General features: G+C 73.1%; 15 protein-coding genes and 1 pseudogene. 11 read left to right on the forward strand and 5 right to left on the reverse strand.

Annotation, left to right across the window (positions count from 1 at the left end; genetic code table 11):
* The first annotated feature begins 266 nt into the window (after window positions 1-266).
* Entirely contained in the window at window positions 267-1,607 is a 1,341-nt protein-coding gene (locus ACIQI7_RS34885) for a dicarboxylate/amino acid:cation symporter (protein ID WP_401117891.1), read from the forward strand.
* A gap of 307 nt (window positions 1,608-1,914) precedes the next feature.
* Here ACIQI7_RS34885 and ACIQI7_RS34890 read toward each other — a convergent pair whose 3' ends face one another.
* A complete protein-coding gene (locus ACIQI7_RS34890; RefSeq protein WP_045692393.1) occupies window positions 1,915-2,118 on the reverse strand; it encodes a cold-shock protein in 204 nt (67 codons plus the stop codon).
* Window positions 2,119-2,576: 458 nt separating this feature from the next.
* Between ACIQI7_RS34890 and ACIQI7_RS34895 the strand changes: the two genes are divergently transcribed.
* The 8 genes from ACIQI7_RS34895 to ACIQI7_RS34930 all read left to right on the forward strand — a co-directional run bounded on the left by ACIQI7_RS34895 (window position 2,577) and on the right by ACIQI7_RS34930 (window position 10,877).
* Entirely contained in the window at window positions 2,577-3,428 is an 852-nt protein-coding gene (locus tag ACIQI7_RS34895) for a menaquinone biosynthetic enzyme MqnA/MqnD family protein (protein ID WP_401117963.1), read from the forward strand.
* Between the two features lie 169 nt (window positions 3,429-3,597).
* Window positions 3,598-5,325, forward strand: coding sequence for a protein kinase (locus ACIQI7_RS34900; RefSeq protein WP_401117893.1), 1,728 nt, complete (start codon window positions 3,598-3,600; stop codon window positions 5,323-5,325).
* Window positions 5,326-5,467: 142 nt separating this feature from the next.
* A complete protein-coding gene (gene mqnC / locus ACIQI7_RS34905) occupies window positions 5,468-6,688 on the forward strand; it encodes a cyclic dehypoxanthinyl futalosine synthase (RefSeq protein ID WP_387759985.1) in 1,221 nt (406 codons plus the stop codon).
* Window positions 6,689-6,714: 26 nt separating this feature from the next.
* Window positions 6,715-6,849 carry a hypothetical protein gene (locus ACIQI7_RS34910; protein ID WP_401117896.1) on the forward strand — a complete coding sequence of 45 codons (135 nt, stop codon included), beginning with the start codon at window positions 6,715-6,717 and terminating at the stop codon, window positions 6,847-6,849.
* Window positions 6,843-7,556 carry an imidazolonepropionase-like domain-containing protein gene (locus ACIQI7_RS34915; RefSeq protein ID WP_401117898.1) on the forward strand — a complete coding sequence of 238 codons (714 nt, stop codon included), beginning with the start codon at window positions 6,843-6,845 and terminating at the stop codon, window positions 7,554-7,556. Before ACIQI7_RS34910 ends, ACIQI7_RS34915 begins: the two co-directional genes overlap by 7 nt.
* Before the next feature lie 250 nt (window positions 7,557-7,806).
* Window positions 7,807-8,394, forward strand: a complete 588-nt coding sequence (locus ACIQI7_RS34920) for a hypothetical protein (protein WP_387759988.1) — start codon at window positions 7,807-7,809, stop codon at window positions 8,392-8,394.
* Window positions 8,395-8,613: 219 nt separating this feature from the next.
* Window positions 8,614-9,309 carry a demethylmenaquinone methyltransferase gene (locus tag ACIQI7_RS34925; protein ID WP_387759989.1) on the forward strand — a complete coding sequence of 232 codons (696 nt, stop codon included), beginning with the start codon at window positions 8,614-8,616 and terminating at the stop codon, window positions 9,307-9,309.
* A gap of 278 nt (window positions 9,310-9,587) precedes the next feature.
* The gene (locus tag ACIQI7_RS34930) at window positions 9,588-10,877 is read left to right on the forward strand and encodes a geranylgeranyl reductase family protein (protein WP_401117965.1); all 1,290 of its coding nucleotides are present in this window, start codon (window positions 9,588-9,590) and stop codon (window positions 10,875-10,877) included.
* A gap of 61 nt (window positions 10,878-10,938) precedes the next feature.
* Here ACIQI7_RS34930 and ACIQI7_RS34935 read toward each other — a convergent pair whose 3' ends face one another.
* From ACIQI7_RS34935 to ACIQI7_RS34945, 3 genes are all read right to left on the reverse strand, one after another.
* Window positions 10,939-11,295, reverse strand: a complete 357-nt coding sequence (locus ACIQI7_RS34935; RefSeq protein WP_401117901.1) for a MazG-like family protein — start codon at window positions 11,293-11,295, stop codon at window positions 10,939-10,941.
* A gap of 225 nt (window positions 11,296-11,520) precedes the next feature.
* Window positions 11,521-12,228 carry a peptidylprolyl isomerase gene (locus tag ACIQI7_RS34940; protein WP_401117903.1) on the reverse strand — a complete coding sequence of 236 codons (708 nt, stop codon included), beginning with the start codon at window positions 12,226-12,228 and terminating at the stop codon, window positions 11,521-11,523.
* An 84-nt stretch (window positions 12,229-12,312) separates the two neighbouring features.
* Window positions 12,313-13,011 (reverse strand): TetR/AcrR family transcriptional regulator, encoded by a 699-nt coding sequence (locus ACIQI7_RS34945; RefSeq protein WP_401117905.1) that lies wholly within the window; start codon window positions 13,009-13,011, stop codon window positions 12,313-12,315.
* A gap of 96 nt (window positions 13,012-13,107) precedes the next feature.
* Between ACIQI7_RS34945 and ACIQI7_RS34950 the strand changes: the two genes are divergently transcribed.
* On the forward strand, window positions 13,108-13,773 hold the full coding sequence (locus tag ACIQI7_RS34950; protein WP_401117907.1) for a CatB-related O-acetyltransferase: 666 nt from the start codon (window positions 13,108-13,110) through the stop codon (window positions 13,771-13,773).
* A 176-nt stretch (window positions 13,774-13,949) separates the two neighbouring features.
* Window positions 13,950-14,923 (forward strand): annotated as a pseudogene (locus ACIQI7_RS34955) (DMT family transporter).
* Window positions 14,924-14,951: 28 nt separating this feature from the next.
* On the opposite strand, the gene ACIQI7_RS34960 reads toward ACIQI7_RS34955, so the two are convergent.
* The gene (locus ACIQI7_RS34960) at window positions 14,952-15,527 is read right to left on the reverse strand and encodes a hypothetical protein (RefSeq protein ID WP_401117909.1); all 576 of its coding nucleotides are present in this window, start codon (window positions 15,525-15,527) and stop codon (window positions 14,952-14,954) included.
* Window positions 15,528-15,644 lie beyond the last annotated feature (117 nt).

The following is a 15,644-nucleotide window of genomic DNA, read 5'->3' on the forward strand; positions in this document are numbered from 1 at the left end:
CTGCTAACGTATCGGCCATGACAGCCTCAGACACACTGCGGATGAACGGCCCGGGCCAGCTGCCCGGCGCCGCCCGCCCGTGTGCTCTGGCCGGTGCTGTGGACAGCCCGCGCCGTTGTCGCGCCGTGCGCCTTACTGCCCTGAGCTGTACCGCGGCGGCACGCCCCTGACCGGGGGCCCGACGCCTCCGTCCGGCCCCGCGCCGTGCCGCCTGCCCCACCCCACACCTCACCGTCAGCAACGCCCTCCCCCGGAGACGCTCCCCCATGTCCACAGCGCCCGAGGCGACCTCGTCGCCGTCCGTGCTCGCCCGCATCCGCAAGACGCCCTTCTGGGTGCAGATCGTCGCCGGCCTCGTGCTCGGCGTCGGCCTCGGCTACCTGGCCCGCACCGCCGAGATCTCCTGGCTGGCCACCACCCTGGAGACGATCGGCAAGATCTTCGTCCAGCTGCTCAAGCTGGCCGTCCCGCCGCTGGTGTTCACCGCGATCGTGGTGAGCGTCGCCAACCTGCGCAACGTGACCAACGCGGCCCGCCTGGCCACCCGCACGCTGCTCTGGTTCATGATCACCTCGCTGATCGCGGTCGGCATCGGCCTGGGTCTGGGCCTGCTGACCAACCCGGGCGAGGGCACCGACCTGAAGACCGAGGGCCTCAAGGCGCTCGACTCCAAGGGCACCTGGATCGACTTCCTGACCGGGATCTTCCCGACCAATATCGTCGACTCCTTCGCCAAGGTGAACGTGCTCCAGATCGTCTTCCTGGCGGTCGTGGTCGGCGCGGCGATCATCAAGCTCGGCGCCAAGGCCGAGCCGGTCCTCAAGCTCAGCGAGTCCGTGCTGGAGCTGACCCAGACCGCGCTGTGGTGGGTCATCCGGCTCTCCCCGCTCGGCACCCTCGGCCTGATCGGCAAGTCCGTCGCCAAGTACGGCTGGGACCTGCTGAAGCCCTTCGCCACGCTGACCCTGGACATCTACCTCGGCTGCGCCCTGGTGCTGTTCGTCGTCTACTCGCTGGTGCTGCGCTTCGCCGCCGGGCTCAACCCGCTGCACTTCTTCAAGGGCGCCTGGCCCGCGATCCAGCTGGCCTTCGTCTCCCGCTCCTCGGTCGGCACCCTGCCGGTCACCCGCCGCGTCACCGAGCGCCTCGGCGTCCCGAGCGAGTACGCGTCCTTCTCGGTGCCGTTCGGCGCCACCACCAAGATGGACGGCTGCGCCGCGATCTACCCGGCCGTCGCCGCGATCTTCGTCGCGCAGGTCTACAACATCGAGCTGGGCATCAAGGACTACATCCTGATCGCCTTCGTCTCGGTGGTCGGTTCGGCCGCCACCGCGGGCCTCACCGGTGCGATCGTCATGCTGACGCTGACCCTGTCCACGCTGGGCCTGCCGCTGGAGGGCGTCGGCCTGCTGCTCGCCATCGACCCGATCCTGGACATGATGCGCACCGCGACCAACGTCGCCGGCCAGGTCGTGGTCCCGGTCGTGGTCGCCGCCCGGGAGAAGATCCTGGACGTCGCCGCGTACAACAACCCCTCCGCGGACCTGTACGACGAGGACGCGAAGCCGGCCGTCGGCGCCGGTCGGGCGACCCCGGCCGCGGTCTGAGGTCGTCGAACGTGCGATCGGACGTCAGAGGGGTCGTTCGATCGGCATGACGGAAAGGGCCCTCCCCCGGCGACGGGGGAGGGCCCTTTCCGCATTCCTCGATCCGTGCCCGAACTTCCGGCGGGCCGCGGGTTCGCGGATCGGGCGGCGGGTCGGTTCGCGGATCGGGCCGCGGATTCCGAAAAGGCAGGGGGCCCGCCGGATGGGCGGGCCCCCTTGGGTACTGCTCTTGTGCTCATGGTGGCGGCTGTCGGGAGCCGCCGGTGGACCCGTCGGGGTCCCGAGCGATCAGGTCATCAGAGGATCGTCAGACAGCGGTGACGTTCTCCGCCTGCGGGCCCTTCGGGCCCTGGGTGACGTCGAAGGTGACCGCCTGGTTCTCCTCCAGCGAACGGAAGCCGTTCGCATTGATGGCGGAGTAGTGAACGAAGACGTCCGGGCCGCCGCCCTCCTGGGCGATGAAGCCGAAGCCCTTCTCAGCGTTGAACCACTTGACGGTTCCCGTGGCCATGCCGTTCTCCTTGCGATGCGTGTCGGGGGCCACACCGTGTGGCGCCCGGTCCGCTGCGCTGATCGCCCTGCCTCCGGACGTGTCCGAAATTTTTCGATATTGCTGAAAAACTACAAAAAGCCTGCGGTTACATGCTCCGCAGGCTTCAAGTACTGCAAGGGGAATCAAACTGCAACTGAGGGCAACGCTAGCATGCGGCCGCTGTGACGACCAGAGGTCACTTACCGCGTGGAAGACGCGTGTCGTCAGGCCCGGAACGGGTGTTGAGAGGCGGCTCCGGGAGGGGTGAGGGCGTGTCGGGTCCGGCCGGTGCGAGCCACCGCGAACAGCGGGCATACGCTGCGTGGAGGCACGAACAGCAAGGGAGCGGCGCAGTGGCAGCACCGGAAGCACGAACACCGGACGCGCGGACGCGGGAGCCCCGGCAGGACACCCCGGTCAGGCCGCGGGTCGGCCACATCCAGTTCCTGAACTGCGTCCCCCTCTACTGGGGACTCGCCAGGACCGGCAACCTGCTCGACCTGGACCTCACCAAGGACACCCCCGAGAAGCTGAGCGACCAGCTCGTCGACGGCGCCCTGGACATCGGCCCCATCACCTGCGTGGAGTACCTGCGCAACGCGGACGACCTGCTGGTCCTGCCGGACATCGCGGTCGGCAGCGACGGCCCCGTGATGTCGTGCCTGATCGTGAGCAAGGTGCCGCTCGCCGACCTCGACGGCCGCCGGGTCGCCCTCGGCTCCACCAGCCGCACCTCCGTACGGCTCGCCCGGCTGCTCCTGGAGGAGCGCGAGGGCGTGCACCCGGACTACTTCAGCTGCCCGCCGGACCTCAGCGCGATGCTCGCCGAGGCCGACGCCGCCGTCCTGATCGGCGACCCGGCCCTGCGCGCCTACCTCGGGCAGGCCGCCGACCTCGGGCTGACCGTCCACGACCTCGGCGAGATGTGGAAGGAGTGGACCGGCCTGCCGTTCGTCTTCGCCGTCTGGGCGGTGCGGCGCGAGTTCGCCGAGCGCGCCCCCGAGCTGACCGCCGCGGTGCACCGGGCCTTCCTGGAGTCCCGCGACCTGTCGCTGGTGGAGGCCGCCAAGGTCGCCGAGCAGGCCGCCCGCTGGGAGGCCTTCGGGGCGGACGTGCTGGAGCGGTACTTCAGCGAGGCGCTCGACTTCTCGCTCGGCGAGCGGCAGCTCGCGGGCGTCACGGAGTTCGCCCGGCGGGTCGCGCACGACAGCGGGTTCGCCCCGGACGTCGCGGTGCGGCTGCTGGAGCCGGCGGAGTTGCCGCTGGGGGAGTTGCCGCCGGGGGCGTAAGAGCGGGGGCGTTGCCGCCGGGGGCGTAAGAGGGGTCCGCTCGGCCCGGTACGGTCTGCACCGAGGCGCGGCCGGTTGTCGGTTGGCGGTGGCCGGCCGGCGACCGGCGGTCGGCGGCTGTCGGCGGTTGACGGCCGGTCCGGCGAGCGGGCGAGGGGAGCGTGCGGGAATGCGGGCACTGGAGTCGGACGATCCCCGCCAGGTGGGCGGCTACCGGCTGCTGCGCCGGCTGGGCTCGGGCGGGATGGGCCGGGTCTACCTCGGCCGGACGTCCGGCGGGCGCACCGTCGCCGTCAAGGTGGTGCGGTCGGAGCTCGCGGACGACGCCGAGTTCCGCGCCCGGTTCCGGCAGGAGGTGGCCGCCGCCCGAAGGGTCGGCGGCGCCTGGACCGCGCCCGTGCTGGACGCCGACACCGAGGGCGGGCAGCCCTGGGTCGCCACCGGCTACGTGGCCGGCCCCGCACTCGGCGACGCCGTCCGGTCGTACGGGCCGCTGCCCGAACCGGCCGTGCGCGCGCTCGGCGTCGGGCTCACCGAGGCGCTCGCCCACGTCCACGGGCTCGGCCTGGTGCACCGGGACGTCAAGCCCTCCAACGTGCTGCTCACCCTGGACGGGCCGCGGCTGATCGACTTCGGCATCGCCCGCGCCCTGGACGCCGCCGGGGGCCTCACCCGTTCCGGTTACGTGGTCGGCTCGCCCGGCTTCATGTCACCCGAGCAGGCGAACGGGCAGCCGGTCGGGCCGGCCGGGGACGTCTTCTCGCTCGGCGCCGTCCTCGCTTTCGCCGCCACCGGCGTGCACCCCTTCGGCGAGGGGGTCAGCGCGGCCGTCCTGCTCTACCGGGTGCTGCACGAGGAACCGGACGTGGCCGGGCTGCCCGAGCCGCTGCGGAGGACCGTGCTCGACTGCCTGGCTAAGGACCCGGCCGCCCGGCCGACCCCGCGGCAGCTGCGCGACCGGCTGGATCCGGACGGCACGGCCGGCACCCGGCTGGCGCGGGGCGGCTGGCTGCCGGCGGAGCTGGCGGCCGGGGTAGGGCGCAGCGCGGTGGAGCTGCTGGACCTGGACGGGGAGCCGGGGACGGCGGAGGGGGCGGGGGAGACGGCTCCGGGCGAGGCGGCCGGGGTTGGGGCCGGGGTGGGGGTCGGCGAGGTGGTGCGGACTCCGACCCACGTGGCCGGGAGCGAATCGGAGGGGGAGGGGGCCCACCAGCCGCTGTGCGCGGGCGTCTGGGACGGACCCGCGAAGGCGCGGCCGCGGCGGGCCCGGACCGCGGTGGCGGCCGTGGTGGCGCTCGCGGTGCTCGGGGGCGGCGGGTACGGGCTGTTCGGGTGGCTGCACCGGGCCGAACCGGCGGTGCCGGGGTCGTCGGCCGGGCCGCTGCCGGAGGTGTCCGTCGATCCGGGCCCGGCGGCCCTGCCGAGCGGGACCTTCGCCTCCGGGGTGGCCCCGGCCTCCGGAGTCCCGGCAAGCGCGACGGCGTCCGTCCCGGGGGCGGTGCCACCCGGGACGGACGGGCCGAACGCGGTGCCCGCGGCCTTCCTCGGCACCTGGAGCGGGGACATGGTCACCGACAAGGGACTGCCCGCCGGGACCACCACGCTCACCGTCCGGCCGACGACGGTCGGCCAGGAGGGCGTCACCAGCCGCAACGCCGTCTCGGGGCTGATCTCGATCAGCTGCGAGGGCGTCTGGACGCTCAGGTCGGCCTCCGCCACCAAGCTGGTGTTCCAGTCCCGGCTGGTCCGCTCCTCGATCCCCGGCGCCTGCACCGGCGGCTCCAACACGGAGACGCTCACCCTCCAGCCCGACGGGACGATCCGCTTCGTCTCCGTCGACCCGCCGGCCGGGAACCCGGCCGGCACGATGCGTCGGGTGGACGGGGCGCAGGGCTGAGGGGTGCCCGGCCCGGGGCCCGTGCGCGGCTCACCGGGGGACCGTGCGCGGTTCAGCGGGCTGACGCGGGCGGCGGAATGTGCTGGCGTAGGCTGGTTCGGCCGTACCCGAGTAGCACTTGTGAGAGAGAGAAGGCCGCCAGGTGACCGAGCTCGCAGCGACCACCCTCGATGCGTCCAGCACCGACCTGAAGGCCGTGCTCGACCGGGCCGCCGCCGGTGGCCGGATCACCCCGGAGGAGGCGCTGGAGCTCTACCGCTCGGCGCCGCTGCACGCGCTCGGCTCCGCCGCCGACGCGGTGCGCCGCCGCCGCTACGCGGGTACCGAGCACATCGCGACGTACATCATCGAGCGCAACATCAACTACACCAACGTCTGCGTGACGGCGTGCAAGTTCTGCGCCTTCTACGTGCCGCCGAAGAGCGACAAGGGCTGGTCCCGCGAGCTCGACGAGATCCTGCGCCGCTGCGCGGAGACGGTCGAGCTGGGCGGCACCCAGATCATGTTCCAGGGCGGCCACCACCCGGACTACGGCGTGGAGTACTACGAGCGCGCGTTCTCGGCGATCAAGGCCGAGTTCCCGCAGCTGGTGATCCACTCGCTGGGCGCCTCCGAGGTCGAGCACATGGCGCGGATCTCGGGCGTCTCCGTCGAGGAGGCCATCACCCGGATCCACAAGGCGGGCCTGGACTCCTTCGCCGGCGCCGGCGCCGAGCTGCTCCCGGAGCGGCCGCGCAAGGCGATCGCCCCGCTGAAGGAGTCCGGCGAGCGCTGGCTGGAGATCATGGAGATCGCCCACGGCCTCGGCGTGGAGTCCACCTCCACCATGCTGATGGGCACCGGCGAGACCAACGCCGAGCGGATCGAGCACCTGCGGATGATCCGCGATGTGCAGGACCGCACCGGCGGCTTCCGGGCCTTCATCCCGTACACCTACCAGCCGCAGAACAACCACCTCAAGGGCTCGACCCAGGCCACCGTCTTCGAGTACCTGCGGATGATCGCGATCGCCCGGCTGTTCCTCGACAACGTCGCCCACATCCAGGGTTCCTGGCTCACCACCGGCAAGGAGGCCGGCCAGCTGTCGCTGCACTACGGTGCGGACGACCTCGGGTCCGTGATGCTGGAGGAGAACGTCGTCTCGGCGGCGGGCGCCAAGCACCGCTCCAACCTCACCGAGCTGATCCACCTCATCCGGTCCGCCGACCGCGTCCCGGCGCAGCGCTCGACCACCTACCAGCACCTCCGGGTGCTGGACGACCCGGCCAACGACCCGGTCGACCCCCGGGTCGCCTCGCACATCGCCTCCACGGCGATCGAGGGCGGTACCGCGCACCCCGAGCTGAAGATCCTGGACAACTGAGTCCTCTGCTCCTCCTGCTGCTCCTCGTGCCGCTTTTCGTGCCGTTCCTCCTGTCCGCGCCGGTATCGGTGTGGCCGGTGTCGTTGCCGCCGGTGATGCCGGTGATGCCGGTGCCGGCGGTACCGGTGATGCCGTCGAAGTCGAAGGCGTTGTCGTGCTGACTCTGCACCGGGCGGCGTTCGTGCTGCCCGACCCGGCCGATCCCACCGCCCCGTCCATCGCCGACGGGGCGGTGGTGGTGCGCGGCGAGCTGGTGGAGGCGGTCGGGCCGTACGCGGACGTGGCGGCCGCGCACCCGGGTGCGCGGGTGCGGGACTGGGGCGCGGCCGTGCTCGCCCCGGGGCTGCGCAATCCGTACGGGCACTGGCTGCTGGAACGCGCGTACCACCCGGATCCGCGGGAGGAGGTCGGCCTCGAACCCGCGGCGGACGGGCTGGCCGGGTCCACGGACGAGGCGCGGTGCGGGGCCAGTGCGCGGCGCGGCCTGCAGCGGATGCTCGGGTACGGGGTGACGGCGGTGGCCGGGCCCTTCGAGCGGGCCTCGGTGCGGACGGCGGTGGCGCGGTCGGGGATCGTCGGACTGCCCGGGCGATCCGCTCCGACCGGTGAGGCGGACGGCGGGGGTGCGGGGCCGCTGGACCCGCTGGCCGTCCTGCCGTTGGCGGAGGCCGTGTACGGGCGGGTGGCGCCCGGGAACCGGGCGGACTTCGCGGTGTTCGCGCTCGCGGCCGCGGCGGGGGTCGCGGTCGCGGTCGTGGGGGACGGGCGTGACGGGTCGGTGGCCGTGGCGGGCGGGCGTGCCGAACCGGCGGCCGGCGGGTGCCTGGCCACGGTGCTGGGCGGGCGGTTGGTGTACCGCCGGCGGTGAGACGGTCGTCACGGCGGATGTGACGTACTCGTCAGTAGTCGGATTTCCTTGTGGCGCACGGGACTTCCTTCGTGTGCGCCCGAACTCCGGTTCCTGCCCCGGAGAGTGATTGTCCCTTCATCGTGACCTGAGGGCCCGCCAGCGGATACGATCCCGGACAGCTCACTCCGTACCCTCACCACACCACTGCCCGCGCCCGCGGGCGGCGGGGCCGTGTCCCCGGCCCCGAAGGCAAGCCAGGACAGGAACCATGCGAACCGCGACCGTTCCCCCGCCGCGCACCCCGCGGTTGGGCCGTGGTTGGTACCTCGCCGCCGTGCTCAGCGCCGTGCTGGCCGTCGGGATGTGCCTGCTCGGTTGGCGCCAGGCCGACCAGGCCGACCGGATCGAGGCGCACCCGGTGAGAGTCGAGGGGGTCGTCACCCAGCTCCCGACCGGCGGCGGCACCTACAGCGCCGTCAGCTACCGGGCCGGCGGCGAGCCGCACACCGCGGCCGCGCTGCCGCTCTCGGACGGCGCCCGACTCGGCGACAGGATCTGCCTGGAGCACGCCGCCGACGACCCGGGCGCGGTGCGGATCTGCGGCGACACCTACCCGCAGCCGGTCGGCGTGGGCCTGGCCTGGTTCAGCGTGCCGGTGGCCGTCGTGCTCTTCCTGATCTGCGTGCTGCGGATCCGGCGGCACCACAAGGCCCTCGCGGTCCGCGGTGGGCAGGGGAAGCTGGCCGCCAACCTCGCACTGGCGACGGGGGCGCTGGCGGACGGGATGCCCGCGATAACCCACGGCAAGCGGTCCCGTCGGCGGCGCCGCGCGGGCGGGCGGCGCGCCCAGCACTGACGGGGCGCCTGGGCGCTCGGCGGGGCCGGCCCGGCTTGCCGGCCGGCGGGCCGGTTCGGGGGCGTGGTCCGGGGTGCGGCCTGGGTCGGCCGGGTGCGGTTCGGGCAGCGTGGTCCGGGGTGCGGCCGGGTGCGGTTCGGGCAGCGTGGCCCGGGGTGCGGCCGGGGTCGGCGTGCCCCGTTGGTCGGGGTGTCCGTACAAGGGTGAACAATGGGGGACGTGACCCGAGCCTCTCTGGACAAGCAGCCGCACGAAGTCGCCGCCATGTTCGACGACGTCGCGGCCAAGTACGACCGCACCAACGACGTGCTCTCCCTCGGCCAGGCCCGCGCCTGGCGCCGGGCGGTGGCCGAGGCGGTGGACGCCGGACCGGGGGACCTCGTGCTCGACCTCGGGGCCGGCACCGGCACCTCCTCGCTGCCCTTCGTCGAGGCCGGGGCGAAGGTCGTCCCGTGCGACTTCTCGGTCGGCATGCTCACCGAGGGCAAGCGCCGCCACCCCGAGCTGGCGCTCACCGCCGGCGACGCCACCCGGCTGCCGTTCGCGGACGACACCTTCGACTCGGTGACGATCTCCTTCGCGCTGCGCAACGTCCAGGACACCGACGCGGCGCTGAGCGAGATGCTGCGGGTCACCAAGCCCGGCGGCAAGCTGGTGATCTGCGAGTTCTCCACGCCGACCTGGACGCCGTTCCGGACGGTCTACACCGAGTACCTGATGCGTGCGCTGCCGCCGGTGGCCACCGCCGTCAGCAGCAACCCGGAGGCGTACGTCTACCTCGCCGAGTCCATCCGGGCCTGGCCGGACCAGCCGGGGCTGGCCGCCAAGCTCCAGGACAACGGCTGGTCGAAGGTCGCCTGGCGGAACCTGACCGGCGGGATCGTCGCGCTGCACCGGGCCTACAAGATCGCGTAACCGGTTCGGCCTCGGGCTCGGGCTCGGGTTCGGGTTCGGGTTCGGGTTCGGGTTCGTCGGGCTGGGCACGGCCGGGTCGGGCACGGCCGGGTCGGGTTCGGTCGGTTCGGGGGCGGCCGGTTTCGCGGGCGACGGTTGCGGCTGTCACGGCGTTGGTGCCGGAGGTCGGGGCGGGGGCGCATCCGGTGGCGTGAGCGGAACTAGACTGCCGGAGACAAAGCCGCCGTCCCCAGCCGCAGTTCCAGGAGTGTGTCCACGTGTCCGAGACCGCAGCCGATCTGACGAAGCCGGACAGCCCCGTGGAGAGCACGGCCGACGTCATCGTGGTCGGTGCGGGCCCGGCCGGCTCCGCCACCGCGTACTACCTGGCCCAGGCCGGACTGGACGTCCTGCTGCTGGAGAAGACCGCCTTCCCGCGCGAGAAGGTCTGCGGCGACGGCCTGACCCCGCGTGCCACCAAGCAGCTGGTGGACATGGGCATCGACGTCTCCACCGAGAACGGCTGGCTGCACAACAAGGGCCTGCGCATCATCGGCGGCGGCGTCCGGCTGGAGCTGGACTGGCCGGAGCTGTCCTCCTTCCCCGACTACGGCCTGGTGCGCAAGCGCGCCGACTTCGACGAGCTGCTGGCCCGTCAGGCCGAGAAGGCCGGCGCGCGGCTCTACGAGCGCTGCAACGTCAGCGGGCCGGTCCTGGACGAGCGCACCGGCCGGATCGTCGGCGTCACCGCCAAGCTGGGCGACGAGAAGCGGCCCGTCACCTTCCGGGCCCCGCTGGTGGTCGCCGCCGACGGCAACTCCACCCGGCTCTCGCTCGCCATGGGCCTGCACCGGCGCGAGGACCGTCCGATGGGCGTCGCCTACCGCACCTACTTCACCTCGCCGCGCCACGACGACGACTACCTGGAGTCCTGGCTGGAGCTGTGGGACACCCGCGGCGGCGAGCGCAAGCTGCTGCCCGGCTACGGCTGGGTCTTCGGCATGGGCGACGGCACCTCCAACGTCGGCCTCGGCATCCTCAACTCCTCGCCCGCGTTCGGCGAGCTGGACTGGCGCGAGGTGCTCAAGGCCTGGTGCGCCGGGATGCCGGAGGAGTGGGGCTACACCCCCGAGAACATGACCGAGCCGATCCGCGGTGCCGCGCTGCCGATGGCCTTCAACCGGCAGCCGCACTACACCCGCGGCCTGCTGCTCGTCGGCGACGCGGGCGGCATGGTCAACCCGTTCAACGGCGAGGGCATCGCCTACGCGATGGAATCCGGTCAGATCGCCGCCGGGGTCATCGTGCAGGCCCTCGCCCGGGTCACCGACGGTGGCCGCGAGCGCGCCCTCCAGGCCTACCCGCGCATCCTCAAGGACGTGTACGGCGGCTACTACACGCTGGGCCGCGCCTTCGTGAAGCTCATCGGCAACCCCAAGGTGATGCAGATCGCCACCCAGCGCGGACTCACCCACCCGATGCTGATGCGCTTCACCCTCAAGCTGCTCGCCAACCTCACCGACCCGCAGGGCGGCGACGCGATGGACCGCGTGATCAACGGCCTCGCCAGGGTCGCGCCGAACGCCTGACGGCGGCCGGGCGGGGCGCCGCCCGGTTCTGCGGCCCGGCCCGCGGTACGGGCCGGGCCGCCTACCCTTCGTCGGCCGTCCGGGGTGCCTCCGTCGGCCGACGGGACGCGGCCGAACGTTCCTCGACGTAGGCGAGGCGCTCGGCGAAGACCCGCGCCGCGTCGGGGGTGAGGGTCCGCAGGGCGACGAGGGCGGCGAAGACGACGTCGCAGAGCTCGTGCTGGACGTCCTCCCAGGAGTGGGTGACGCCCTTGCGCGGGTTCTGACCGGTGGCGCCGATCACCGCCGCGCCGACCTCGCCGACCTCCTCGGAGAGCTTGAGGATCCGCAGCAGTCGCTCCTCCTGGGGCGACAGCGTGGTCCGCTCGTCCAGCCATGCGACCAGGTGGTCGACGCTTTCCCAGATCCGGCTGTCCATGCGGCGCTGCTCCTGCTCCCATGCGGTGTCGTTGGTGCTGCCACCGTACGGGAGCGGGGGCGGGCGGACGGATGGCGGGCCGGGGCTGTCCGGCCGGGTCGTCCGGCCAGGGCCGAGGGCAGGGGGCTGGGCTGTCCGGTAAGGCCGCGGGGCAGGGCCGACCGGTCGGGGTGGCCGGTCGGGTTGGCCGGTCCTGGCCGGTCCGGGGCTGACCGGTCGGCGGGGTCAGCGGGTGCTGATCTTCACATTGCGGATGTTCACCGGGAGGTTGGGGAAGCCGTCGCCCGGGTTGTTCTGGTCGTCCTCGCCCCCGGCGGCGATCTTCTGGAGGACGTCCAGGCCGGCGGTGATCCGGCCGAACGGGGTGTAGGCGGGGGAGAGCTTGGTGTCCTTCCAGACGAAGAAGAACTGGCTGCCGTTGGTGTTCGGCCCGGCGTTGGCCATGGCCACGGTGCCGGCCGGGTAGGTGGCGCCGGTCAGGTTCTCGTCCGGGAACGAGTAGCCCGGGCCGCCGCTGCCCGTGCCGGTCGGGTCGCCGCACTGGAGGACGTAGATCCGCTGGGTGGTGAGGCGGTGGCAGTGGCTGCGGTCGAAGTAGTCGTGCTCGGCGAGGAAGCGGAACGAGAAGGTGGTGCAGGGCGCCTTGTCGGTCAGCGCCTCGAAGGTGATCTGGCCCTGGCTGGTCCGCAGTGTCGCGCGGTAGGGCTTCGCCGCCTTCTTGGCGTCGAACACCGGGATGCCCTTGAAGTTGTCGGCCGGGACGGCCGGCGTGTAGGTGCAGTCGGCGGCCGGGGTGGCTGCCGCGGGGGTGTCCGCGATGGCGGTGCCGGTGCTCGCCACGAGCGGGAGGACGGTGGCGGCGGCGACCAGCGCCCAGTGCTTGCGCTTCACGTGACGGGCCTTCCGGGGGGTGGTGGACGGCGGAGTTGTCATGGGTGCATCATCCACGGCCGGATGGGGATGCGGTAGGGGTTGGGACGGCCGTGGCTCCTGGGGCGGCAGCGTCATGATGGCCCGTCAGGTCTGCTCCGGGGTGGTCGTGATGGGCGTGAAGAGCCCGGCACGGGCGGCCAGGGCCGCGGCGTCGGCCGCCCGCTCGGCGGTGCGGTCGTCCAGTGGCTCGCCGGAGACGAACAGGCGGTAGTAGAGCGGCGCCGTGGCGGCCCGGACCACCTCGGCGCCGTCCGTGCCGGCGGGCAGCTCGCCCCGGGCGACGGCCCGATCGGCCACCTCGGCGGCCTGGCGGTGCCGGGCCGTGAAGAAGGCGCGCAGGGCGGTCGCGCCGGCGTCCGAGCGCTGCGCGGCGGAGATCAGAGCGGTGGGTGTGGGGCCGAGCTCCGGATCGGTGAAGACGCTGAACACCTCCCTGGTGATCCGGCGGAGGTCCTGCTGGAGGTCTCCGGTGTCGGGCAGGGGCCAGGGCTGGTCGGCCGAGGCGGTCAGGGCGTCGGCGACCAGGCCGTCCACCCCGCCCCAGCGCCGGTAGAGGGTCGCCTTGTGGGCGCCGGAACGGGTGGCGACCGCCTCGACGCTGAGGCCGTCGTACCCCTTCTCGGTGACCTCGGCGAGCGTGGCGGCGACCACCTCCGCCCGGACCCGGGCGCTGCGGCCGCCCGGGCGCGGGGTGGGAGTGCGGGCCTCAGAGGTGGGCTCCGGGGCGGACCTCGGGGTGGACTCCGGGGCGGGGTGGGACGTGGGGTGGGTGGCTCCAGTCAAAGTCGACTCCAGTCGCGTTAAGGCTTGCCGTGGGGTGGCAGTCGTGCCATGCTCATCGTAATGCGACTCAAGTCGCATTACGAGAGGAGCCCGCGTTTGTCCGCCACCGCCATCCCCGACCCCACTGCCGTCCACCCGCTGGCCGGCCACGACCGGGTCGTCCTGCTGCGCCCGCTCGTCACCGATCCGCGGATCGAGGTCGGCGAGTACACCTACTTCGACGACCCCGACGGGGCCACTCGCTTCGAGGAACGCAACGTCCTCTACGCGTACGGCCCCGAGCGGCTGGTGATCGGCCGGTACTGCGCGATCGCCACCGGCACCCGGTTCCTGATGGCCGGGGCCGCTCATCCGACCATCGGCGTCTCCACCTTCCCCTTCACGATGTTCGGCGGCAGCTGGACCGAGCGGACCCTCGACATCGTCACGGGCCTGCCCAGCCGGGGTGACACGGTGGTCGGCAACGACGTCTGGTTCGGGCACGGGGCCACCGTCCTGCCCGGCGTCCGGATCGGTGACGGAGCGATCATCGCGGCCGGAGCGATGGTCACCTCCGACGTCGAGCCGTACACCGTCGTCGGCGGCAACCCCGGCCGCCCGATCCGCCGACGCTTCGACGACGCCGACATCGAGCGCCTGCTCCGCGCGGCCTGGTGGGACTGGCCGGCCGAGCTGGTCACCGAGCACGTCCGCGCCATCATGTCCGGGACGCCGGCCGACATCGAGGCGATCGCCGCGGCGAACGGTCTGCTCGCCGCCTGACCCACCCGTGCCCGGCCGAGGCATTGATCATCGGCGGCCCGGTGCGCGAAGATGGCGCCCCCTTGCTCCGCGCTCCACCCCATCCACCGCCGGGCCTCGCGCCCGGCCCCTGGGTCCGTCCGACGCCGTACGGTACTCGCACCCGCCGGTTCCGTCCGCTCGGAGGGATCTTCCGCATGCCAGCCTCCTCGTCCGACCCGTCCGAGGGCTCGTCCTCGTCGGTCCTTCGTGATCTTCCGGTCCTGCTCGTGGCGGTGGTGTGGGGGTCGAGCTTCCTCGCCGTCCAGCGGGTGGCCGAGCCCGGGACGGTCGTGGCGATGCTCGTGCTGCGGTTCGGGCTGGTGTTGCCGCTGCTGGGAGTCGTCGCCTGGCGCGCCCTGCGGAGGCTGAGCCGCGCCGAGTGGCTCGGCGGCGCCGCACTGGGGCTGGTGCTCAGCGGGATCTTCCTGCTGGAGACCTACGGAGCCGTGCACACCTCCGCGACCAACGCCGGGCTGATCATCAGCCTCGCGATGGTGCTCACCCCGCTCGGTGAGAGCGCCCTCGGCCGACCGCACCGCCGAAGGCCTTCCTCGCGGCCGCCGGGCTGGCCGTCCTCGGCGTCGCCCTGCTCACCGGCGATGGCGGGCTGCGTCCTCCGGCGCTCGGTGATCTGCTGGTGCTGGGTGCCGCCCTCGTCCGCACGGCGTACGTCCTCGCGATGGCCCGTACCAAGGCCGTCCGCGACACCGACATGCTCGCCGTCACCTGGGTCCAACTCGCGGTGGCCACCGGTGTGTTCGCTGTCGTCGCGCTGGCGGTCGGGCCCGCGCCCTGGACGGTCGCGCGTTCGTACGGCGCCGCCCAGTGGGCCTGGCTGCTGCATCTGTCCTTGTTCTGCACCCTGTTCGCCTTCTTCGTCCAGATGTGGGCCGTGCGGGCCACCTCGCCCTCGCGGGTGAGCCTGCTGCTCGGCACGGAACCGTTGTGGGCTGCCGTCTTCGGGATCACCGTGGCCGGGAACCGGATGGGCCCGCTCGCCCTGCTCGGCGGAGCCCTGGTGCTGGTCGCGACCGAGTGGGGCCGACGCACCGCCCCCGCGCCGCGCCCGGCCGGTGGCGAGGCCGAACCTGCCGCGGTGGGGGCGAACCCGGAGCCGGCCCGGGTGTGACCAGCCGCCCCCTGCACCGGAGGCCTCGTCACCGGCGCTGCCGCAGCGTCCGGCGGGCGTAGTCGAGGGTGACCGCGCCGAGCAGCGGGCCCCAGGCGACCAGGGGCAGGTAGGCGAGCGTCATCACCCAGGCGGCGAAGCCGTGCGGCGAATCCGGCTCGGCCAAATTGGCGGCCCAGCGGCCGGACAGCCCCTCCAAGCCGACGAACGTGAGGATCGCCGAGCCCAGCAGCGCCGGGACGATCGCGGCGAGCGGCCGGACCCGTCGGCCGCCTATCAGCGGGATCCACCGGGGCGCGACCAGCCCCCAGGGCCGGACCAGGCCCACGGTCAGGAAGGCTAGCGCCTCGGTCAGGGCGCTGAGTGCCACGCAGTAGACCGTGCCCCAGCCCGGCTGGTGCTCGGCGTACGCCGCGGCCGTCGCGCCGCTGAACCCGACCGGGACGCCGAAGCCGAAGACGATCCGCCAGAGCCCCGAGGGGATGGTGGTGAGGACGGCGGCGCCGGCGGCGAGCCGGGCCCAGCGCGGGGCGGCCGGGACGTCCGGGGCGGCCGCCCCGGCCCGGTGGGCGGTGCCGCGGGCGTTGATCGCGAGCTTCGACACGGTGTGGACTCCCTTCGGCTCCGGCCTCCGTGGCCGGTGCGGTGACTCAAGACTGGAGGCCCACCGGGGGTTCGCGGCAGATGCCGATCGGGCTGTTCCTCCTGCTCAACCGGCCTT

It is taken from the genome of Kitasatospora sp. NPDC092039 (assembly GCF_044756065.1).
In the GTDB taxonomy this organism is placed as follows: domain Bacteria; phylum Actinomycetota; class Actinomycetes; order Streptomycetales; family Streptomycetaceae; genus Kitasatospora.